This is a genomic window from Pseudomonas sp. Eqa60 (assembly GCF_018326405.1).
Lineage (GTDB): Bacteria > Pseudomonadota > Gammaproteobacteria > Pseudomonadales > Pseudomonadaceae > Aquipseudomonas > Aquipseudomonas protegens.
Map to the genome: position 1 here is coordinate 3,107,054 of NZ_AP024342.1, position 22,420 is coordinate 3,129,473.

The following is a 22,420-nucleotide window of genomic DNA, read 5'->3' on the forward strand; positions in this document are numbered from 1 at the left end:
GCGCCCGCCGCGGTCTTCGAAGCTTATTGGAGATAATAATAATGAACTGCCTGCAAGCTGCTTCCGCCTTCCGCCACACCCCTTCGCCCCGCGCCCTGCGCCTCACCGACTGCTGAGGTGCGCCATGACAACCACCACTGAACGTAAAGGCATCCAACTGACGCGCTCGCTGAAGAGCCGGCACATTTTCATGCTGTCCCTGGGCGGCGTGATCGGCACCGGGCTGTTCATGGGCTCCGGGGTCACCATCAACCAGGGCGGGCCCTGGGGGGCGATCCTCTCTTACCTGGTGGCCGGGTTCCTGATGTACCTGGTGATGGTCTGCCTGGGCGAGCTGTCGGTGCAGATGCCGGTGTCCGGCTCGTTCCAGGCCCACGCCACCAAGTACATTGGCCCGGCCACCGGCTTCATGATCGGCTGGGTCTACTGGATGAGCTGGGCCACCACCGTGGGCCTGGAGTTCACCGCGGCCGGCATGCTGATGCAGCGCTGGTTCCCCGACGTGCCGATCTGGTACTGGTCGGCGCTGTTCGTGGCCTTGCTGTTTGGCATCAACGCCCTGGCCACCCGCGCCTTTGGCGAGGCCGAATACTGGTTCGCCGGGATCAAGGTGCTGGCGATCCTGAGCTTTATCGTGGTGGGCGCGCTGGTGATCTTCGGCGTCATCGACTTGCCCAGCGGTGCCCCGGCGCCGATGTTCGACAACCTCAAGGGCGACTCACTGTTCCCCAACGGCCTGCCGGCGGTGTTCGCGGTGATGATGACCGTGGTCTACGCCTTCCAGGGCTGCGAGATCATGGGCGTGGCCGCCGGTGAAACCGACCAGCCGGAAAAAAGCATCCCCCGTGCAGTACGCAACGTGGTGTTTCGCGTGCTGATCTTCTACGTGCTGGCAGTGATGGTGCTGGCGGCGATCATTCCCTGGCAGCAGGCCGGGCTGGTGGAAAGCCCCTTCGTCCAGGTGTTCGACATGGTGGGCATTCCCTACGCCGCCGACCTGATGAACTTCGTGATCCTCACGGCGATCCTCTCGGTGGGCAACTCCGGGCTGTATGCCTCCACGCGCATCCTCTGGGCCATGTCCAAATCCGGCATGGCGCCCAAGGCCCTGTCGCCCCTGAGCAAACAAGGCGTCCCCCTGCGCGCCCTGTTCATCACCCTGTGCTTTGCCCTGATCTCGCTGATGACCAGCTTCATCGCTGCCGACACCCTGTTCATGGTGCTGATGGCGGTGAGCGGCATGGCCGGCACCGTGACCTGGATCGTCATCGCCCTGGCCCAGTACCGCTTCCGTCGCCAGTTCCTGCGCGAAGGCGGGCAACTGGAGCAGCTCAAGTACCGCGCGCCCTGGTTCCCCCTGGTGCCGCTGCTGTGCATCGTCCTGTGCAGTTCGCTGTTCGTGTTCCTGGCCCTGGATGAAACCCAGCGTCCGTCGCTGTACTGGGGCTCGGGCTTTATCGCCCTGTGCTACGGCGCCTACTACCTGATGCAGCGCAAACGCCAACTGCAACCTGCAGCCGCCGTGTAGGAGCCGGCTTGCCGGCGAAGCGGCCCTTGAAGCCTTGTATCGCCTGGGCGGACGCCTTCGCTGGCAAGCCAGCTCCTACAGCAAGCAGGCACATCCCACAGCCCCACCCCGTAGGAGCCGGCTTGCCGGCGAAGGGGCCCGCAAGCCTTGCATCGCCTGGTCGGACGCCTTCGCTGGCAAGCCAGCTCCTACATTTCCCTGTAGCCGCTGCCGCAGGCTGCGAGCGGCTTGGGCGGCATGCCGACGCAGGAGACGTGGCGGTCTTGAAGGCGCCCAGGGTCTGCCTGAGGACCGCCAAGCAAGGCCCTGCGGTCCTTTGCGCAGCCTCGCAGGCTCGGCAGCGGCTACAGAGCCCGCGCGGGAGGTTGTAGGCGGTTGTTCGAAGTTGTAACAGCGGCGCCCGAAGCAACGATTGATTCTGATTAATATCTATTTAAAACAATGAGTTATGTGTGTTTGCCAGAATGAGGACAGGCCTCGATCAACCAATTGCCGCCTTGTTGAACACTCGTTTAGTATGGCCCTCACGTCACCTCCCTCACGCCAACCACAATAATTCGAGGACGCACATGACCCCTTCATCGTCGCTGCTCAGCCGGGTCGAAGCCGGCGTAGCCTGGATCACCCTCAACCGCCCGGAGCAACGCAACGCCCTGGACATCCACACCCTCAAGCAACTGCATGCCTTGCTGGAGCACTGCAACAGCGACCCGGCGGTACGGGTGCTGGTGCTGACCGGCAGCGGCCGCAGTTTCTGCGCCGGGGCCGATCTGGCGGAATGGGCCGAAGCCGAGGCCCGCGGCGCCCTGGAAAGCTACGGCTGGACCGAAACCGCCCACGCCTTGATGACCTGCCTGCACAGCCTGGACAAACCCACCATCGCCGCCATCAACGGCACGGCGGTGGGCGGTGGCATGGACCTGGCGCTGTGCTGCGACCTGCGGGTGGCGGGGCAGTCGGCGCGCTTCAAGGCCGGCTACACCAGCATGGCCTACTCGCCGGACGCCGGGGCCAGCTGGCACCTGCCGCGCTTGATCGGCAGCGAACAGGCCAAGCGCCTGCTGTTCCTCGATGAGTTGTGGAGCGCCGAACGCGCCCTGGCCGCCGGTTTGGTCGGCGAGGTGTGCGCCGACGAGCAACTGATCGGCAGCGTCAGCGAGCTGGCGGCGCGCCTGGCCACGGGCCCGACCTTCGCCTTTGCCCAGACCAAGAAGCTGATCCGCCAGGGCGCCGACCGCAGCCTGGCGCAGCAACTGGCCGCCGAACTGGCCGCAGGCCTGCTGTGCGGGCGCAGCGCCGACGGCGCCGAAGCCCTGCGTGCCGTCAGCGAAAAACGCCCGCCACGTTTCCAAGGGTTGTAGGGGCGGTCGGGCGGCGTTCCGCTTGCCGGCGAAAGGGCCCCTGGGCCATGCGCCCATTTTGTAGGAGCCGGCTTGCCGGCGAAGGCGCCCGCAAGAACAGCGCCTGATTCAAGGGCCTGTTCGCCAGCAAGCTGGCTCCTACGGGAAGGTGTTTTTCGCCAGATCGTCCTGCCAGATCACTGGTTTTTTTGCACCGTCAATCACTCACAGGTAGCGCCATGAATTTCCAACTCAGCCAAGAACAAGAAATGTTGGTGGACGCGGTTCGCAGTTTTGTCAGCAAGGAGTTGCTGCCCCACGAAGAGGCGGTGGACCGCGCCGATGAGGTCAGCGCCGACCTCGCCGGGGAGATCCGCAGCAAGGCCATCGCCGCTGGCTTCTATGCCTTCAACATGCCGGAAGAAGTGGGTGGTGGCGGCCTGGACTACCTGTCCCAGGCGCTGATCGAGCGCGAGCTGGCCAAGTGTTCCTGGGCCCTGCATGTGTTCGTTGCCCGGCCGTCGAAAATCCTCATGGCCTGCACCGGCTCGCAGATCGGCGACTACCTGCTGCCCTGCGTGCAGGGGCGCAAGGTCGACTGCTTCGCCCTGACCGAACCCGGGGCCGGCTCCGACGCCAATGCGATCAAGACCCGCGCCGTGCGCGACGGCGGCGACTTCGTGCTCAACGGCAGCAAGCACTTCATCAGCCACGCCGGGCATGCGGATTTCGCCATTGTCTTTGCGGTCACCGGCACCTATGAGCACAACGGCCGCCAGCGCAACGCGGTGACTTCGTTCCTGGTGGATCGCGACACCCCGGGCCTGACCATCCGCCGTGGCCCCAAGTGCGTGAGCAACCGCGGCTACCACACCTTCGAGATGTTCTTCGATGACTGCCGGGTACCGGCTTCCAAGGTGCTGGGGGAGGTGGGCAAGGGCTGGGAAGTGGCCAACGCCTGGCTCACCGCCGGGCGGGTGATGGTCGCCGCCAACTGCGTCGGGCAGGCCCAGCGCGCCCTGGATGCCTCCTTGCAATGGGCCGCGGACCGCAAGCAGTTCGGCCAGGCCATCGGCAGTTACCAGGGGGTGTCGTTCAAGCTGGCGGACATGGCCACGCAGATCCGCGCCGCCGAGCTGTTGACCCTGCATACCGCCTGGAAGATGGACCAGGGCAGCATGACCGATGGCGAGGCCGGCATGGCCAAGCTGTTCGCCAGTGAAGTGCTGGGCCGGGTGGCCGACGAGGCGGTGCAGATCTACGGCGGCATGGGCCTGATGGACGAAGGCCCGGTGGAGCGCATCTGGCGCAACGCGCGGATCGAGCGCATCTGGGAAGGCACTTCGGAGATCCAGCGCCACATTATTTCCCGTGAACTGCTGCGGCCGCTGATGCGCTGAGCGCCCTGGAGAATTGCCGTCATGTCCCAGACTTTGCGTGACAATCTCAAGCGCCTGCTGGCCCCGCGGCACCTGGCTTTCGTGGGCGGGCGTAGCATGGCCCGGGCCCTCAGGCGCTGCGCCGAAGGCGGGTTTGCCGGGCCCATGTGGTTGGTCAACCCGCAGCATGCCGAGCTCGATGGCGTGCCGTGCGTGGCCAGCATCGAACAGCTGCCCTGCGGCCCGGATGCGGTGTTCGTCGCCACCAACCGCGAGCTGACCCTGACCTGCGTCGCGGCGCTGGCGGCCAAGGGCGCCGGCGGGGCTATCTGTTACGCCTCGGGCTTTGCCGAAACCGGCGCCGAGGGCCAGGCCCTGCAACAGCAACTGCTGCAGGCCGCCGGCGACATGGCGCTGTTGGGCCCCAACTGCTACGGCCTGCTGGACTACCTGCACAGCGCCGCGCTGTGGCCGGTGGCCCATGGCGGTCAACCCGTGGAACGCGGTGTGGCAGTGCTGACCCAGAGCGGCAACTTTGCCTACAACCTGTCCATGAGCGACCGCTCGCTGCCGGTGGCCTACATGGCGTCGGTGGGCAATCAGGCGCAGCTGGGCATTGCCGAACTGATGGACGTGCTGCTGGACGAGCCGCGGGTGACCGCCATCGGTCTGCACCTGGAAGGCCTGAAGAACGTGCCGGGGTTTGCCCGGGCGGCGCATAAAGCCCTGGAGAAGGGCATACCCATCATTGCCCTGAAGACCGGGGTGTCGCAGATCGGCGCCGAGCTGGCCTTGAGTCACACCAGTTCGCTGTCGGGATCGGACGCGCTGTACGACGCGCTGTTCCAGCGCCTGGGGGTGATCCGGGTCAGCGGCCCGGTGAGTTTTGTCGAAACCTTGAAGGCCGCCTCCTGCGGGCAGTTGCCGGCTGGCCCGCAGCTGATGGCCCTGGCCTGTTCCGGGGGCGATGCCGGGCTGATCGCCGACTACGCCGAGCGCAACGGCCTGCAGTTGCCCAAGCTGGATGCCGGGCAATGCGCCGAGCTGGCCCAGGTGCTGCCGGGCTACGCCAACCTGGTGAACCCGCTGGATTTCACCACCGCCATCTGGGGCGACGCCCAGGCCCTGCAAGCCATGCTCGACACGGCCCTGCGTACCGAGGCCGACAGCGCCATGCTGGTGCTGGATTACCCGGCCGAGTTTACCGGCGAGCGCAAGGAATGCGACCTGCTGCTGGAGCTGTTCTGCGCGGCGCTGCAACGCCACGGCAAGCGCGGTTTTGTCACTTCGGCCTTTCCCGAACTGCTGCCGGCCAGTGCCCGCGAGCGTTTGCACGGCCATGGCATTCCCGCCTTGCAAGGCGTGGAGGACGGCCTGGCGGCCTGGGGGCGGATCGTCGCCTATCAACAGCGGCGTCCGGCGTTGCTGGCCCTGGGGGAGTCGGCCCTGGTGCCGCTGTGCCCGCAGGCTCTGGACTGTAGCGCTGTGCTGCTGGACGAGTGGCAGTCCAAGCAGGCCCTGCGCGCCTTTGGCCTTTGCACCCCGGAAGGCGTGTTGACCACCCCCGGGCAGGCCCTGAGCGCGGCGGCGGGCATTGGCTACCCGCTGGTGCTCAAGGCGGTGAGCGCCGAGCTGCCGCACAAGACCGAGGCCGGGGCGGTGGCCCTGAGTCTTAAGGACCCTGAAGCCCTGAGCGCGGCCCTGCGCCTGATGCACACGCGGATCGCCGAGCATGCGCCCGGGGTGGCTTTTGAGCGGGTGCTGCTGGAACCCATGGCCGCGCCGCCCCTGGCGGAGCTGATTGTCGGCATCAAGCGTGAGAACGACTTCGCTCTGGCCCTGGTGATCGGTGCCGGCGGGGTGCTGGTGGAACTGCTCAAGGACAGTCGCAGCCTGCTGCTGCCCACCACCGAAGGGGCGATCCGCCAGGCCTTGCTGAGCCTGCGCAGCGCCGCCTTGCTGCAAGGTTTTCGCGGGCGCCCGACGGCTGATCTTGAAGCCCTGGTGGCGGCCATCGGCGCGGTGGCGGACTACGCTTGCGAACACGCCGGGCAACTGCTGGAACTGGATGTGAACCCATTGTTGGTCGGTGCCCAGGGTACCGTCGCGGTCGATGCGTTGATTCGCCTTGGCCAGGCTTGAGGAGAGAGACATGCACGATCAGACCTTGACCGGTGGCCAGGCCCTGGTGCGCCTGCTGGCCGGCTACGGCGTCGACACGGTGTTCGGCATTCCCGGGGTGCACACCCTGGAGCTGTACCGCGGGCTGCCCGGCAGCGGCATCCGCCATGTGCTGACCCGTCACGAGCAGGGCGCGGGCTTCATGGCCGACGGTTACGCCCGGGTCAGTGGCAAGCCCGGGGTGTGTTTCGTCATCAGTGGCCCGGGGGTGACCAACGTCGCCACGCCGATTGGCCAGGCCTATGCCGACTCGATCCCGCTGCTGGTGATTTCCAGCGTCAACCACAGCGCCAGCCTGGGCAAGGGCTGCGGCTCGCTGCACGAAACCCAGGACCAGCGCGCCATTACCGCGCCTATCACCGCCTTTTCGGCCCTGGCCCTGAGCCCGGAAGATTTGCCGGAGCTGATCGCCCGGGCCTTTGCCGTGTTCGACAGCGAGCGCCCGCGCCCGGTGCACATCAGCGTGCCCCTGGATGTGCTGGCGGCCAAGGTCGCCCGGGACTGGACCGGCGAGGTGGTGCGCCGCCCGGGCGTGGCCCGGCCGCGGCGGCGGATATCCGGCAGGCGGCGGACACACTGCGCCGCGCCAAGCGGCCGATGATCATTGCCGGCGGCGGCGCGTTGCATGCCGCCGAGCAACTGCGGGCCCTGAGCACGCGCCTGGGGGCGGTGTTCTTCAGCAGCGTCGCCGGCAAGGGCCTGCTGCCGGATGAAGCGCCGCTGAACGCCGGGGCGACCTTGTGCGTGGAGCCCGGCTGGCAGCTGATCAGTCAGGCCGATGTGGTGCTGGCGGTGGGCACCGAGATGGCCGACACCGACTACTGGCGCGAGCGCCTGCCGCTGAACGGCGAGCTGCTGCGCCTGGATATCGACCCGCGCAAGTTCAATGACTTCTACCCGTGCTCGGTGGCCTTGCACGGCGATGCCCGGGCCACCCTGGACGCCTTGCTCCAGGCCTTGCCACCCACACCGGCCGAAGCGGGGGCGGCGATTCATGCGGTGGCCGATCTGCGCCAGGCGGTGCAGAACGGGCAGGGGCCCTTGCAGCAGATTCACCGCTCGATCCTGCAGCGCATTGCCGCCGAGCTGCCGGAGCACGGCTTTATCGCCAGCGACATGACCCAGCTGGCCTACAGCGGCAACTACCTGTACCCGACCCGGGCCACCCGCAGCTGGCTGCACCCCACCGGCTACGGCACCCTCGGCTACGGCTTGCCGGCGGGCATCGGCGCCAAGCTCGGCGCCCCCGAGCGTCCCGGGCTGGTGCTGGTGGGCGACGGCGGTTTTCTCTACACGCTGCAGGAGTTGGCCACGGCGGTGGAGGAACTGCGCAGCCCGCTGGTGGTGCTGCTGTGGAACAACGATGCCCTGGGGCAGATCCGCGATGACATGCTGGATCTGAACATCGAACCGATCGGCGTGCTGCCGCGCAATCCGGATTTTGCCGCCCTGGCCCGGGCCTTTGGTTGCAGCGTCAGCCAGCCCGCCAGCCTCGATGAGTTGCAACAGGAACTGCGCGAGGGCTTTGCCCGCAATGGCGTGACCCTGATCGAACTCAAGCACGCCTGCGCGCGCTGACCATCCCTTTTTCCTGGAGCTTGTGCATGCGCTTTTCTCGACTGACCCAACGTATTGCCGGAGACGGCGCCGCCGCCTGGGACATTCATTACCGGGCCCTGGCCAAGCGCGAACGCGGCGAGCAAGTCTGGTTGCTGTCGGTGGGCGACCCGGATTTCGACACCCCCCAGCCCATCGTCCAGGCGGCCATCGACAGCCTGCAGGCCGGCCACACCCATTACGCCGATGTGCGCGGCAAGCGCGCCTTGCGCGAGGCCATCGCCCGCCGCCATCAGCAGCGTAGCGGGCAAGTGGTGGATGCCGAGCAAGTGGTGGTGCTGGCCGGTGCCCAGTGCGCCCTGTACAGCGTGGCCCAGTGCCTGCTGGACCCGGGTGACGAAGTGATAGTGGCTGAGCCGATGTACGTCACCTATGAAGCAGTGTTCGGTGCCTGCAACGCCCGGGTGGTGCCGCTGCCGGTGCGGGCCGAAGACGGCTTTCGGGTACAGCCCGAGGCGGTGGCCGCGCGCATCACCGGCAAGACCCGGGCCCTGGTGCTCAACAGCCCGCACAACCCCACCGGCGCCAGCATTCCCCGGGCCACCTGGGAGGCCCTGGCGGCGTTGTGCATCGAACATGACCTGTGGCTGATCTGCGACGAGGTCTACAGCGAACTGCTGTACGAGGGCGAGCATGTCAGCCCGGCCAGCCTGCCGGGCATGGCCGAGCGCACCGCGACCCTCAACAGCCTCTCCAAGTCCCATGCCATGACCGGCTGGCGCCTGGGCTGGGTGGTGGCGCCGACGGCCCTGGCCGCGCACCTGGAAAACCTCGCCCTGTGCATGCTCTATGGCTCGCCGGAATTCATCCAGGACGCCGCCGTGGTGGCCCTGGAGCAACCCTTGCCGCAGTTGCGGGAGATGGCCGAGGCCTATCGCCAGCGGCGGGATCTGGTGTGCGACTGCCTGGCCGATTGCCCCGGTGCCCGGCCGTTGAAACCCGATGGCGGCATGTTCGTCATGGTCGACATCCGCGCCACCGGGCTCAGCGCCCAGGCCTTCAGCGAGCGCCTGTTGGACGAGCAGGGCGTCTCGGTGCTGGCCGGCGAAGCCTTCGGCCCCAGCGCCGCTGGGCATATCCGCCTGGGGCTGGTGCTGCAGCCGGATGACTTGCGCGAAGCCTGCCGGCGCATTGCCCTGTGCGCCGAGCACTGCCTGAGCCGCCGCGTTGCCCCCGCCACTTTGCCTACTGTTTGAGGAGTCTTCATGAAGGTACTGATCGTTCACGCCCACCCCGAGCCGCAATCCTTCACCGCCGCCTTGCGCGACCAGGCCCGCAGCACCCTGGAGGCCCAGGGGCACCAGGTGCAGGTCAGTGACTTGTACGCGATGAACTGGAACCCGGTGGCCAGCGCCGCGGATTTTGCCTCCCGGGACAACCCGGACTACCTGGTGTATGCCCTGGAACAGCGCCTGGGGGTGAAGAACCAGAGCATTGCCGCGGATATCCAGGCCGAGCTGGACAAGCTGCTGTGGGCCGACCTGTTGATCCTCAACTTCCCGGTGTTCTGGTTCTCGGTGCCGGCCATGCTCAAGGGCTGGATCGACCGGGTGCTGGTGTCGGGGGTGTGTTATGGCGGCAAGCGGTTCTATGACCAGGGCGGGCTGGCGGGCAAGAAAGCCCTGGTGACCCTGACCCTGGGCGGGCGCGAGCACATGTTTGGCGAGGGTGCGATCCATGGACCGCTCGAAGAGATGTTGCGCCCGTTGCTGCGGGGCACTTTGGCCTATGTGGGCTGTGACGTACTGGAACCGTTCGTGGCCTGGCACGTGCCCTACATCAGCCAGGAGGCTCGCGAAGCCTTCCTGCATAGCTACCGCCAGCGCCTGCAGCACCTGGCGGACGACCAGCCCCTGGTCTTCCCGCGCCTGGACCAGTTCGACGAAGCCCTGTACCCCTTGCCGGTCTGAAATCCCCACCGCCGATACGCCTTCCTCCGTAGGAGCCGGCTTGCCGGCGAACAGGCCCTTGAGCCTTGTGCTGCTCTTGCGGCCGCCTTCGCTGGCAAGCCAGCTCCTACACGAGCGTCCGCGGCGATATGCCTTCCTCCGTAGGAGCCGGCTTGCCGGCGAACAGGCCCTTGAGCCTTGTGCTGCTCTTGCGGCCGCCTTCGCTGGCAAGCCAGCTCCTACATGAGCGTCCGCGGCGATACGCCTTCCTCGGTAGGAGCCGGCTTGCCGGCGAAGAGGCCCTTGAGCCTTGTGCTGCTCTTGCGGCCGCCTTCGCTGGCAAGCCAGCTCCTACACGAGCGTCCGCGGCGATACGCCTTCCTCCGTAGGAGCCGGCTTGCCGGCGAACAGGCCCTTGAGCCGTGTGCTGCTCTTGCGGCCGCCTTCGCTGGCAAGCCAGCTCCTACATGAGCATCCGCGCCGATACGCCCTCCTCCGTAGGAGCCGGCTTGTCGGCGAACAGGGCCTTGAGCCTTGCGCTGCTCTTGTGGCCGCCTTCGCTGGCAAGCCAGCTCCTACACGAGCATTCCCGGCGATAGGGAGTTCTTCGGGGGCGCTGCGCAGGCTGGCCGTTAGGGGCGCGGGCCGGTCCACGCCGCGGGGTTGACCAGGTTCGGCGGGCGCTGGCCGGCCAGGGCCGCCAGCAGGTTGTCCACCGCGCAGCGGGCCATGGCTTCGCGGGTTTCGTGGGTGGCCGAGCCGATGTGCGGGGTGGCCACGACGTTGGGCAGTTGCAGCAGTGGGGAGTCGTGTTCCAGCGGCTCGCGTTCGAAGACGTCCAGCCCGGCGCCGCGAATCCGCCGTTGTTGCAGGGCTTCTATCAGCGCCGCTTCATCCACCACCTTGCCCCGGGAAATATTGATGAAGATGCTTTCGGGGCGCATCAGGGCGAACTCCCGGGCGCCGATCAGGCCCTGGGTGCGTTCGGTCAGGGGCAGGGTCAGGCAGATGAAGTCGGCTTCCTCAAGCAGTTGCTCCAGGCTCCGGTACTGGGCATTGAAGCGTTGCTCCACCGCGGGCTTGGGCCGGGTGCTGTGGTAGATCAGCGGCATGCCGAAGCCGAAATGCCCGCGCTGGGCCAGGGCTTCGCCGATGCGCCCCATGCCGATGATGCCCAGGGTCTTGCCGTGGACATCCGTGCCAAAGTGCGCCGGCCCGATGTTGCGCTGCCATTGCCCGGCGCGCACCAGGTTGGCCAGTTCCACCACCCGCCGGGCGGTCGCCAGGATCAGCGCGAAGCCGGTGTCGGCGGTGGTCTCGGTGAGCACGTCGGGGGTGTTGCTGAGCAGGATGCGGCGCTGGGTCAGGTAGTCGATGTCATAGTTGTCGACCCCCACCGAAACGCTGGCCACCGCCCGCAACCGGGGCGCCAGGTCCAGCAGTTCGGCGTCCAGGCGCAGGCTGGCACCCAGCAGCCCGTCGGCGCTCGGCAGCGCCTGGCGCAGGGCATTCAGCCCCGCCGCGTCGAGGGTTTCGATCAGGGTCACCTGCGCCTGCTCCTGCAGGCGGGCCATCAGCGTTGGGGAGAGTTTCTTGTACAGCACCAGGTGTTTTTTCATGGGGTTCTCTAGACCGTTTCAAGGGTGGGCCAGGCGCCGGCGCAGGGGCAGGGCCTTGGCCTGCGGCTGGTCGGCACCGGGTTTGAGCAACAGGGTCAGCAGTACCGAGAGCAGCAGCGCGCCGCTCATCAGCAGGTAGGAGGCGCCGGGGGAGCCGGTGGCGCTGTTCAGGTAGCCCACCAGGTAGGAGCCGCCGAAAGAGCCCAGGGCGCCCATGCTGTTGATCAGGGCCATGGCGCCACCGGCGACATTGGCCGGAAGGATCTCCGGGACGATGGCGAAGAATGGCCCGTAGGGCGCGTACATGCAGGCCCCGGCGATCACCAGCAGGCTGTAGGACCACCAGAAGTGCTCGGCCCCCAGCAGGTAGGAACCGTAGAAAGCGATGGCCGCCACCAGCAGCGGCGGCCAGACGAAGCGCTTGCGCTTCTGGGTGCGGTCCGAGCCCCAGGACACCGCCAGCATGGCAATCACCGCCGCCAGGTAAGGCAGGGCCGAGAGCCAGCCGGCTTCCACCATGTCCATCTGCGCGCCGTGCTTGAGGATCGACGGCAGCCACAGGACAAAGCCGTAGACCCCGATGCTCCAGCAGAAGAATTGCAGGGCGAGGATGATCACCCTGGGCGAGCGGAACGCCTCGGCGTAGTTCTTCACCGCCTTGATCCCTTGCTGTTCGGCGGCCAGGGCACTTTCCAGGTCGCGTTTTTCGTCCTGGCTCAGCCACTGCGCCTGGCTGGGCCGGTCATCGGCCAGGCGCCACCAGATAAAGGCCCAGATCACCGCCGGCAGGCCTTCGATGATGAACATCCAGCGCCAGCTGAAGTGCTGCACCAGGTAGCCGGAGACCACCGACATCCAGAGCATGGTCACCGGGTTGCCGAGGATCAGGAAGGTGTTGGCCCGGGAGCGTTCGGCGCGGGTGAACCAGTGGCACAGGTACACCAGCATCGCCGGCATCACCGCGGCCTCTACCACCCCCAGCAGGAAGCGGATGCCGATCAGCATGTAGGCGTTGGCGACTATCCCGGTGAGGGTGGCCAGGCCGCCCCAGAGGATCAGGCTGACGAAGATCAGCTTCTTCACGCTGCGCTTTTGCGCGTAGATCGCCCCGGGCACCTGGAAGAAGAAATAGCCGAGGAAGAACAGCGCCCCCAGCAGCGAGGACAGGCCGGGGGTGATCTGCAGGTCATCGGCCATGCCCGAGGCCGCGGCGAAACCGTAGTTGGCGCGGTCCAGGTAGGCCAGGCTGTAGGTGATGAAGACGATGGGCATGATGTACCACCAGCGGCGGGTGGCGAGTTTGAGCGTGTCCATGAAAGTTCTCCTGAGCTTGTTGTTTTTGTCGCAGCAGGTGGTTCGTGGTGTTCGGTCACTGCAGGAGCCGGCTGGCCGGCGAAGGGGCCCTTGGGGCGTGTGTCGCCGGGCGGGCGTCTTCGCTGGCAAGCCAGCGCCTACAGGGCGCTGGCGGTTTTCAGGCTGGGCGTGTGCTCCGGTAGTTCGTGGCGCAAGGGCAGGCCTTCCATGTCGCCACGGCTCTGCACCGCGCGGCTGCCGATCCAGTTGGCCCGCTGCACCGCTTCGAGGATGCCGCGGCTTTCCAGCAGGGCGCTGATCAGGCCCACGGCAAAGCCGTCGCCGGCGCCTACGGTGTCCACCACCTGGGCCACCGGCACGCCGTCGACGAAGCCGGCATCCAGCTGGGTGCGGTAGTAGGCGCCATGGGCGCCGAGCTTGATCACCACGGCTTCGGCGCCCTGGTCCAGGTAGAAGGCGGCGATGTCCGCCGGGTCGTCGCGGCCGGTGAGCAGGCGGCCTTCGGCGAGCCCCGGCAGTACCCAATGGGCCAGCGCCGCCAGCCGGTTGATCTCGCGGATCATCAGCGCTTCGCTGGGCCACAGGGCGGGGCGCAGGTTGGGGTCGAACGACACGCTGTGCCCGGCGCTGCGCTGGGTGTGCATCAGGTGGCCGGACAGCTCTCGGGCCGAGTCCGAGAGCGCCGGGGGAATGCCGGTGGCGTGCAAGTGGCGGGCCCGCAGCAGGGCCGGGTCGAGGTCGCTGATGGCCAGGTGGCTGGCCGCCGAACCGCGGCGGAAATACTCGACCCGCGGGTCGTCGCCGCCGTCTTCCCGGGACTTGAGCTGAAAGCCGGTGGGATGGATCGGGTCGCAGCGCACGAAACGGCAGTCCAGGCCTTCGGCACGCAGGGTGTCGAGCACGAAGCGCCCCAGGGAGTCGTTGCCTACCCGGCTCAGCCAGGCCACCTTGAAGCCCAGGCGTGCCAGGCCGATGGCCACGTTGCTGTCGGCCCCGGCGATGCGCTTGTGGAAGTGCTGGACCTGGGCCAGGTCGCCGCCGTGTTCGGCAACGAACATCGCCATGGTTTCGCCGAACGAGAGGATATCGATATCAGGCATCTGCATGCTCCAGGCGCGATTGGCCAAGGTGGGCCAGCAGGCTGACCTGCTCGGTGGTCACTTGCAGCAGGTCGGTGCCTTGCAAGGGGTATTCCACGGCCCGGGTAATACCTTGAGTCATGTGCCGCAGCAGTTGTTCCCATTGATGCAGCTCCGGGGCGCCGGGCGGTATGGCCACCAGCTTGCCGTCGACCCGCAGGCGCACCGCCTTGCAGTGCACGTAGGCCACGTGCCGGCCCAGCAGGCGCGCGGCGTTGAGCGCCGATTGCTCCTGCCATTGCCAGTTGCCGATGTCGAAGGTCATGCGCAGCGGCAGGTTCAGCGCCTCTACCGCGCTGAAAAAGCGCTGGAACGGCTCGATGCGCCCGCCGTGGGCGGTCTGGTCGTTCTCCACCAGCAGGGCCAGGGGCTGGCGAAACAGCAGGCTGGCCAGGCTGCGCAGGTCGTGGTGTTCGCGAAAGTGCCCGAGGGACACCTTGAGCCGCTTGGCGCCGAACTCCCGGGCCCGTTGCAGGGTGGCGCTCAGTTGCGGGTTGGGCTCGCTGCGCTCGGCCTGCCACAACTCCAGGGGCGAGGAAAACACGCTTTCCAGGCCGTGCTCCGCAGCGCTGCGGGCCAGCTCGGCAGGCTGCTCATGGGTCAGCAGTTCTTCGCGCCATTCGATGCAGGACGCGCCGGCGGCGGCCACCAGGGGAATGAAATGCGCCTGACCCTGTGCGCGCACAAGGTCTGCGCCGTAGCTGGACAAACTGATGGAGACGGGGGATTGCTGCATGTTCCTGACCTCTGAAACCGGTTTCATTTTTGTTCGAGAAAAAAGTGGTGGGTCTTGCCCTCACCGTTACAACCGGGTGGAGCCGCGCACGATCAACTGCGCCGGAAAATCCACCACCCGCGCCGGGGCATCGTCGCCCCGCAGGCGCTTGAGCAGGCATTCGAAGGCACTGGTGCCTATGGCTTCGGTGGGCTGGTCCAGGGCCGTGATGCCATTGCCCACCAGGGGGTACCAGTCCAGGTCGTCAAGGGCGATCAGGCCCACGCCTTCGAACAGCGGGCACTCCAGCTCACGCAGGGCGCGGGTGGCGGCCAGGGTCGCCACGCCGTTGGCGCAGAACAGCGCCTTGGGCCCGGGGCCGGGGGCGGCGAGAAAGGCTTGCAACTGGCTGGTCAGGTGGCTGCCGGTTTCCAGCAGTTGGCCGCGCAAGGCCGGACGGCGCTCGATCTCGGCCTGGAAACTGGTGCTGCGCTCCAACCGCGAGCTGGTGCCGTCATGGGGTTCGCTGACCAGCAGCAGGTCGCGATAACCCTGCTGTTGCAGGTGGTCGAGGGCGCTGCGCACCGCCGCCGGGTTGTCCAGGCCCACCAGGTCGGCCTGCAACTGCGAGAGCTTGCGGTCCACCAGGACCATGGGCATCTCTTCCTGCAATTGCTGCAACTGTTCCAGGTGGTGGCCCAGGGTGTTCACGATCAGGCCTTCGATGTTGTAGGCCCGCAGGTTGGCCAGGTGCCGGGCTTCCTGTTCGTCGTCGCGGTCGGTGTTGCACACCACCAGGCTGTAGCCGTGCTGGCGGCAGGCGGTTTCCACGCCATGCATCACGGCAATCGAATAGGGGTTGCGGATATCGGCCACCAGCATGCCGATCAGGCGGGTGCGCCCGCGCTTGAGGCCGCGGGCCATCTGGTTCGGGCGGTAGCCCAGTTCGCTGATGGCCTGATCGATGCGCAGGGCAATGGCATCGGAGAGCAGGGCCCGGTCCTCGCCGATAAAGCGCGACACGCTGGCCTTGGAGACCCCGGCGCGGCGGGCGACATCGAGCATGGTGACGCGGCTGCGCTGGGCGGCGGAAAACTGATTCACGGGCGACGACCTTGTTTTTGGAATTATGGGTTCCAGTTGCGATGAAACCGGTTTCAGGAAACCGCAAAAGCGCTTCGGCCGTCAATAGTGCAGAGGCAGGAAATAGCATCCACGCAGGTCGGTGGCTGACCAACGGTCGCGTTCAGGGGCGGCCCAGGTGCTGTTCCAGGTAGGCCAGCAGGGCGCTGTACAGGGCGTCCACTTCAGGGGCCAGGCCCCTGGCGCGCAGGCAACCGTGCACCAGCCCCAGGCCCGGGTAGAGCTGGCTTTGCCCACCGGCTGCGAGCAAGTGCTGGTGATAACGCTCGCCGTCATCGCGCAGCGGGTCGAACTGTGCCAGGGCGATAAAGGCCGCGGGCAGGCCGGCGAACTGTTGCGCCAGTAGCGGCCGGGCATAGGCCGAGCGCTGCTGCGGGCCGGGCAGGTACAGGGCCTGGAAACAGTCCAGGTCGCTGCTGCTGAGCAAGGGCGCGTCGGCGCACTGGCTGCGCGAGGGCAGGTTGGCGGCGCCACCCAGGCCGGGGTAGACCAGCACCTGGGCCGCCGGCCCGGGTTCGCCGGCATCGCGCAGGGCCAGGCACAGCGCCGCCGCCAGGTTGCCGCCGGCGCTGTCGCCCATCAGCACCCGGCGCTGCGGGTCCAGTGGCAGGGGCAGCAGCCCTTGTTCCAGGGCCCGCCAGACCCCCAGGCAATCGTCGAAGGCGGCGGGGAACGGGTGCTCCGGGGCCAGCCGGTAGTCCACGGCGATCACCAGTATTCCCAGCTCGCTGGCCAAGCGGGCGGTGATGAACTCGTGGGAGTCCAGGCCCCCAGCACCCAGCCGCCGCCGTGCAGGTACAACAGCCAGGGCCAGCCCGAAGGCGCAGCCGGGCGCTCGGGGTGATACAGGCGCAGTGGCACCCCGGAAAGTTGCAGCTCCTGTACCGCCAGCCCGGCAGGGCGAGGCGGGGTGAAGGCCCGGCACATGCGCTCGTAGCTGTCGCGCAGGCCCTGGAAGCTGCTGTCGACGCTGGTGTAGCTCAGGGTTCGCTGGACAAAGGCCGCCAGCTCGGCAGAAAGCGGGTAATGGTTCATGGACAGTCCTGGAGTGTGGGAGCCAGCTTGCCGGCGAAGGGCCCGTGAGACCGCCTGCGCCGGCAAGCCGGTTCCTGCAGAGGGGGCTACAGGCTCGCTTTGACCGCTGCCACGCCATCGCGGCCGTCGAAGGTGGTCACCCCCGCCAGCCAGCGCTGCAGGTCCTCGGGATGCTCGCGCAACCATTGCCGGGCCACCTCCTGGGGCGATTGGCGCTGCATGATGGGCACCATCAGCTGGCTTTCCTGGGCTGCGGTGAAGCTCAGGTTCTTCAGCAGCCGGTCGACGTTGGGGCAGCGCTCGGCATAGTCCGGGGCGGTCACCGTGGACACCGTGGCCGCGCCTTCGTTGGGCCCGTACACGTCCTCGCTGCCGGTGAGGTAGGTGATGGGCAGGTTGATGTTCATCGGGTGCGGGGTCCAGCCGACGAACACCACGAACTCCTTGCGGTTGATCGCCCGCTGCACCGCCGCCAGCATCCCGGCCTCGCCGGACTCGATCAGCTTGAAGCCCTTGAGGCCGAAATGGTCGGTGTCGATCATGGTCTTGATCGTGGTATTGGCGCCGCTGCCGGGTTCGATGCCGTAGATCTTGCCCCCCAGCTGCTCCTTGAAGCGGGCGATGTCGGCGAAGGTCTTCAGGCCCGCTTGCGCCACGTAGTCCGGCACTGCCAGGGTCGCCTGGGCATCGGCCAGGCTGGGCTGGGCCATGACCCTGACCTGCCCGGCGGCCAGGAAGGGCGCGATGTTCTGGTCCATGGCCGGTTTCCAGTAGCCGAGGAAGATGTCCAGGCGCCGGTCGCGAATGCCGGCGAAGATGATCTGCTGCACCGCGCTGGTCTGCTTGCTGTCGTAGCCCAGGCCGCCGAGCAGCACGTCGGCCATGGCGCTGGTGGCGATCACGTCGGTCCAGTTGACCACGCCCATGCGCACGGTCTTGCAGGCGGCGGGCTCGGCGGCCCAGGTCGGGGCACTCAGCAGGGCGCTGGCGCAACAGGCCAGGAAACAACGCTTGAACGGTGTTTTCATCGGAGGCTCTCGTGGGGCAGTGGTTTTTGTTCGGGGCGGCGTCTTGTTGCGCCGTGTGCGCCACCCTACAGCGCCCCGGTGCCGAGCCAAAGGCACTGGAGCGACCGCCCGTTGCACTGTGGCGACCTCAGGCCCACAGGCTCATCCAGGTGGATGCCAGCAACAGCAGGGCCATGCCCCGATTGAATGCCTTCAGCGCCTGGGGCGAGCGTAGCCAGCGCGCCGAACCGGCCCCCAGCAGTGCCCAGGCGCCCAGGCACGGCAGGGCGATGAGGAAAAACACCAGGGACAGCCACAGCGCCCGCCACTGTCGGTCGGCCTCGGTACCGGCGAACACGCTGACCACCGCCAGGGCCATCATCCAGGTCTTGGGGTTCACCAGTTGCAACGCGGCGGCGCCGGCCAGCCCCAGGCGGCGCGGCTGCCCGGCACTGGCATCCAGGGCGCTGGCCGGGGCCTGCCAGATCTGCCAGGCCAGGTAGCTGAGCCACAGCAGCCCGAGCCACTGCATGGCCTGCTGCACCTTGGGCCTGCCGGCGAGCCAGTCGCCCAGGCCGGCGCCCACCAGCAGCACGATCCCGGCCGCGGCCAGCGCTGCGCCGAGGATGATCGGCGGCGCCGCCCGCAGGCCATGGCGGGCGCTGTTGTTCAGCACCAGGATATTGGTCGGCCCCGGGGTGATGGAGGCGACAAAGGCAAACAGCACAAAGGGCAGCAGGGTCGAGAGAGACAGGGGCATGGCGGGCAACTTTGGGAAGTGATCGGCAGTTGATCCTGGCCCAGGTGCTTTCAGGCGTCTGGAAGCTTTGTGCAGCGCTTGCGATACAACGCCGGGCTCAGCCCGTAGGCACGCATGAACCAGCGCCCCAGGTGGCTCTGGTCGGCAAAGCCCAGGGCCGTGGCGACCTCGGCCGGCGCTGCGCCTCCGGCCAGCAGGCGGCGTGCCCGGCTCAGGCGCAGTTGCACCAGGTAGGCATGGGGTGGCAGGCCGAAGGCGGCCTTGAAGGCGCGGCTGAGGCGAAAGCGGTCGACCCCGCAGGCCTGGCTCAGGGCTTCCAGGCTCAGGTCCTGGGCCAGGTGCGCATGCAGGTAGTCCCGGGCCCGTTGCGCCACCAGCGGCAGGCGCGGGTCCTGGGCGTAGCGCCGGCGCCAGTGCAAGTGCCCGGTCAGTTGTTCCAGCAACTGGTCCAGGGCGCTCTGGCGGACGATGCGCAACTCGCCATGGTGCAGGCTGTGAAAGGCCGCGCTGGTGGCCCGGGCCAGGCGCGGATCGCTGGCCAGGGTACTGCCGAATGCCAGTTGGGCATTGGCCGGCGCCTCGGCGAACAGCGCCCCCAGTTCGCGCTCCAGCCACTGCGGGTCGAGGTACAGCATGCGGTAGGTAAAGCCGCCCTCGGTGGGGGCCTCGCCGTCGTGGATTTCCCCCGGTTCCAGCAGGAACACCTTGCCCGGCGTGCTCTGGTGCCGGGCCCGGCGGCAGTTGAACTGCTGCACCCCTTGCTCGGTGACGCCCACCAGGTAGCTGTCGTGCCAGTGCGGGTCATAGGCGTGGCCGGTGAAATGGGCCCGCAGGGTCTCGATGCCGGTGTCGGCATCCTGGGCCAGGTCGATCCAGTTGGGCGTGGTCATGGGGCGGTCCGTGGGGCGTGGCGGCAACCCTGGCAGTTAACGCCGGTGCCAGGGCTGGGGTCTAGAAGTTTTGTGCAGCCTCAACTGAACAGCCCGGCGGCGATATTGATCGAGAAACCGAGGATCGCGGTGTTGAACAGAAAGCCGATCAGCGATTGGGCGAGGACGATCTTGCGCAGCTCGCGGGTGGCCACGCCGACGTCCGAGGTTTGCACCGCCACGCCGATGGTGAAGGAGAAATACAGGAAGTCCCAGTAGTCCGGGTTGGTCGGGCCTTCGGCAAAGCGCAGCGCCGGTTCCTTGCCGTCCCAGGTGTAGTACAGGCGCGCGTAGTGCAGGCTGAAGATCACCCCCACCAGTAGCCACGAGCCGATCACCGTCAGCCCGGTGAAGCCGTAGTGGACCAGGCGCTGGGTGCTGTCCAGGTTCTTGCTGCCCACCAGCTCCAGGGTGATCGCCACCAGGCTGGCAATGGCCGCCACACAGACGATCAACAGCACCAGGCCGGCGTTTTCATCCTCGGCTTCGGCGATGCGCCTGACCTCATCGGCGCGAGCCCGAACGGTGAGCCAGAACATCAGTGCCAGGTAGCTCCAGACAGCGGCGTTCCAGCCAATGAGGATCTTGCCGGTCAGGCTCTGGGCAGGAGCGAGCAGACCAATGGCGCAGCCGATCAGGACGCCGATGGTCAAGCGGGGGTGGGTGCGGATGACGACGGACATGGGCATTTTCGCGAGAGTGGAAGTGGCCAAACCTTAGCATGGCGCCTGGCTCCCGGGCCTGCCCGAATCACGGAATGGCGAACGTGCATCCGCGTCCCCGGCCGGCCTCGAACTCAGGCCGGCGGGGCAGGCTGCTATCAGAACTGGTAAGTAAAGGCTGTCTGAATGCCGGTCACATCATTGCCACCTGGTTGCTGCGCCCAGAACACGCCCGTATGCACGGCGCTGTGTTCGTTCAGGGCATAGCTCACTCCCGTGCCGGCCCCCAGGCGAGCGTCGTGCTGTTTTCCGGCCTGGTAGGTGTAGCGCCCCAGGTACTCCATTTGGGCGTGAAAGGCATCGCGCTTGTTGCGCAGGTCCTGGGTCAGCTCCAGGTTGGCACTGAGTTCCAGCTGCCGGGTGAGCTTTTTGGCGCCCCGCACACCGAGGTTCAGGCTGGTGGTCGTGCGGCCCATTTTCGCGTAGCTGGCCGCAAACACCGCGCCGCTGTTTTCACGATAGCCCTGGCGGCTGACCTGAGTCTGGCTGAGGCCCAGATACGGCGTCAGGGTCATTGCATTGAGCATCACGCCGTAGGCGCCTTCGATGCTCAAGGACTTGCCGCGTAGGCTCGAACGCCCTTGGCCGGCCTCGGTGTAAGCCAGTTGTTCGCGTGTGATATCGACCTTGGAAGACACATAGGCTGCGGCCACACGGCCCTGCCAACCCAGCCCGTGGCCTGTTTCATCAACGGCGGCGAAGAGGGCGACCGCCGGTGCTGCCGAGCCTGCCTTGGCGTAGTTGTCCGGCAGTTGCCGATCGAGGTCCTGATCCAGGGTCACGCCAAGGCGCAGATGCTCGGTGGGACGAACCCCCAGGGTCAGGCTCATGCTGGTCTGCCTGGCCACGCCGTTGCGGCTGTAGCTTGGGCCCACACCGATACAGAACGAGCCACTGTCGATCTGGCATTCCTGGCTCATCAATCGAGCCAGTTGTTCGCTGCGCAAATCGAGCATCCCCCAGGCCCGATTGGCGTTCCTGGCCATGGCGGTGCGGGTGTTGTCCAGGTCGACAAGGTGGGAACCTGTTTCGGTGATTTTCCATAGCGCGGCGTGCATGGCTCCTTCACCCGTAAGGCTGAGGCCCACGACAACATTGCCGTCAGCGGAGACGCCGGTCGCCGCTGACGTTTCACCGCCCAGGGTGCCCAGGTCGACCATGCCGCTGGCATCGGTGTGCCGGAATGCATGGACATAGCCAGTGGCCGTCGCGGCTACACCTACGATGACGCTACCGTCGGAGGAAGTGCCATAAGCGAAGGAATCGCCACCCCAGGAGTCCAGGCCGACCATGCCGGCAGTGTCAGTGTGCTTGAACGCTTGAGTGCCGCCTGTAGCTGTCTGGGCCATTCCCACGACAACATGGCCGTCAGCGGAGATGCCGAATGCCTGTGAGGTCTGCCCTCCCAGGGTGCCCAGATCGATCATGCCGTTCGCGTCGGTGTGCTTGAAGGCGTGTTGCGTGTCTGTGCTGGCATCGATATCAGCGTATCCCACGACGATGCTGCCGTCCGCGGACACGGCGGTGGCAAAGGAGTAGCCGCTGTTGCCCGCATCCAGGGTGCCCAGATCGATCATGCCCATCGCATCGGTGTGCTTGAACGCACGATAGTCGCCCTTGGTGGTAGTCGAATCGCCTACGACAACGGAGCCGTCAGCGGACACGCCCGTGGCCTGTGAGGTAAGTCCTCCCAAGGTGCCCAGGTCGATCATGCCGGTGGCGTCGGTGTGCTTGAAGGCGTGAGGGTTGTTACTGGAGACGCCGGCGAACCCCACGACCACCTTGCCATCAGCGGATGCGGCCTTGGCATAGGATTGAACGCCACCCAGTGTGCCCAGATTGACCATGCCGGTCGCATCGCTGTACTTGAACGCATATTGATTGCCGTTCGCGAACGCAGTGCCGACGATGAAATGGCCGTCAGCCGATACGCCATAGGCTACCGAGCCATCAGCGCCCAAAGAACTCAGGTCGATAGTAGTGTCGGCACAGGACTGTGCTGAATAAATCATTCCATAGATCAGTGTTAGTGCGGCTGTTGCAAAAGGCGATTTCAATGTAATGAACCTGGCGAAAAAGGAAATGATTACAGCGGCCTGAGTA

Annotated in this window: 16 protein-coding genes and 2 pseudogenes; 7 read left to right on the plus strand and 11 right to left on the minus strand. The window is 66.8% G+C overall.

Going from position 1 to position 22,420, the window contains the following annotated elements:
* Positions 1 to 124 precede the first annotated feature (124 nt).
* From KI242_RS14415 to KI242_RS14445, 7 genes and pseudogenes are all read left to right on the plus strand, one after another.
* Positions 125 to 1,528 carry an amino acid permease gene (locus KI242_RS14415; protein WP_212806295.1) on the plus strand — a complete coding sequence of 468 codons (1,404 nt, stop codon included), beginning with the start codon at positions 125 to 127 and terminating at the stop codon, positions 1,526 to 1,528.
* Between the two features lie 569 nt (positions 1,529 to 2,097).
* Positions 2,098 to 2,889, plus strand: coding sequence for an enoyl-CoA hydratase-related protein (locus tag KI242_RS14420; protein ID WP_212806296.1), 792 nt, complete (start codon positions 2,098 to 2,100; stop codon positions 2,887 to 2,889).
* Positions 2,890 to 3,107: 218 nt separating this feature from the next.
* On the plus strand, positions 3,108 to 4,268 hold the full coding sequence (locus tag KI242_RS14425; protein WP_011061007.1) for an acyl-CoA dehydrogenase family protein: 1,161 nt from the start codon (positions 3,108 to 3,110) through the stop codon (positions 4,266 to 4,268).
* A 21-nt stretch (positions 4,269 to 4,289) separates the two neighbouring features.
* Positions 4,290 to 6,389 carry an acetate--CoA ligase family protein gene (locus KI242_RS14430; protein ID WP_212806297.1) on the plus strand — a complete coding sequence of 700 codons (2,100 nt, stop codon included), beginning with the start codon at positions 4,290 to 4,292 and terminating at the stop codon, positions 6,387 to 6,389.
* Between the two features lie 10 nt (positions 6,390 to 6,399).
* Positions 6,400 to 8,006 (plus strand): annotated as a pseudogene (locus KI242_RS14435) (5-guanidino-2-oxopentanoate decarboxylase).
* Positions 8,007 to 8,032: 26 nt separating this feature from the next.
* Entirely contained in the window at positions 8,033 to 9,241 is a 1,209-nt protein-coding gene (locus tag KI242_RS14440; protein ID WP_212806298.1) for a pyridoxal phosphate-dependent aminotransferase, read from the plus strand.
* Positions 9,242 to 9,250: 9 nt separating this feature from the next.
* The gene (locus KI242_RS14445) at positions 9,251 to 9,955 is read left to right on the plus strand and encodes an NAD(P)H-dependent oxidoreductase (RefSeq protein ID WP_212806299.1); all 705 of its coding nucleotides are present in this window, start codon (positions 9,251 to 9,253) and stop codon (positions 9,953 to 9,955) included.
* Positions 9,956 to 10,566: 611 nt separating this feature from the next.
* Here the strand turns inward: KI242_RS14445 and KI242_RS14450 are convergent.
* The 11 genes and pseudogenes from KI242_RS14450 to KI242_RS14500 form a co-directional block, all read right to left on the minus strand.
* Positions 10,567 to 11,553 (minus strand): D-glycerate dehydrogenase, encoded by a 987-nt coding sequence (locus tag KI242_RS14450; RefSeq protein ID WP_125063257.1) that lies wholly within the window; start codon positions 11,551 to 11,553, stop codon positions 10,567 to 10,569.
* Positions 11,554 to 11,571: 18 nt separating this feature from the next.
* The gene (locus tag KI242_RS14455) at positions 11,572 to 12,867 is read right to left on the minus strand and encodes an MFS transporter (protein ID WP_053158148.1); all 1,296 of its coding nucleotides are present in this window, start codon (positions 12,865 to 12,867) and stop codon (positions 11,572 to 11,574) included.
* A gap of 137 nt (positions 12,868 to 13,004) precedes the next feature.
* Positions 13,005 to 13,967: a sugar kinase gene (locus tag KI242_RS14460; RefSeq protein WP_212806301.1), complete on the minus strand. Its 963-nt coding sequence runs from the start codon at positions 13,965 to 13,967 to the stop codon at positions 13,005 to 13,007.
* Entirely contained in the window at positions 13,960 to 14,742 is a 783-nt protein-coding gene (locus KI242_RS14465) for a TIM barrel protein (RefSeq protein WP_072442074.1), read from the minus strand. The genes KI242_RS14460 and KI242_RS14465 overlap by 8 nt, the downstream gene beginning before the upstream one ends.
* A gap of 66 nt (positions 14,743 to 14,808) precedes the next feature.
* A complete protein-coding gene (locus KI242_RS14470; RefSeq protein ID WP_280517149.1) occupies positions 14,809 to 15,825 on the minus strand; it encodes a LacI family DNA-binding transcriptional regulator in 1,017 nt (338 codons plus the stop codon).
* A gap of 142 nt (positions 15,826 to 15,967) precedes the next feature.
* A pseudogene (locus tag KI242_RS14475) lies at positions 15,968 to 16,899 on the minus strand (alpha/beta hydrolase).
* A gap of 86 nt (positions 16,900 to 16,985) precedes the next feature.
* Positions 16,986 to 17,927: a choline ABC transporter substrate-binding protein gene (locus KI242_RS14480; RefSeq protein ID WP_015635412.1), complete on the minus strand. Its 942-nt coding sequence runs from the start codon at positions 17,925 to 17,927 to the stop codon at positions 16,986 to 16,988.
* Positions 17,928 to 18,054: 127 nt separating this feature from the next.
* Positions 18,055 to 18,666 carry a LysE family translocator gene (locus KI242_RS14485; protein ID WP_015635413.1) on the minus strand — a complete coding sequence of 204 codons (612 nt, stop codon included), beginning with the start codon at positions 18,664 to 18,666 and terminating at the stop codon, positions 18,055 to 18,057.
* 50 nt (positions 18,667 to 18,716) lie between these two features.
* Positions 18,717 to 19,556, minus strand: coding sequence for an AraC family transcriptional regulator (locus KI242_RS14490; RefSeq protein ID WP_015635414.1), 840 nt, complete (start codon positions 19,554 to 19,556; stop codon positions 18,717 to 18,719).
* An 80-nt stretch (positions 19,557 to 19,636) separates the two neighbouring features.
* Positions 19,637 to 20,278: a DUF1345 domain-containing protein gene (locus KI242_RS14495; RefSeq protein WP_152686178.1), complete on the minus strand. Its 642-nt coding sequence runs from the start codon at positions 20,276 to 20,278 to the stop codon at positions 19,637 to 19,639.
* Positions 20,279 to 20,415: 137 nt separating this feature from the next.
* Positions 20,416 to 22,329 carry an HAF repeat-containing protein gene (locus tag KI242_RS14500; RefSeq protein ID WP_212806303.1) on the minus strand — a complete coding sequence of 638 codons (1,914 nt, stop codon included), beginning with the start codon at positions 22,327 to 22,329 and terminating at the stop codon, positions 20,416 to 20,418.
* Positions 22,330 to 22,420: the final 91 nt, after the last annotated feature.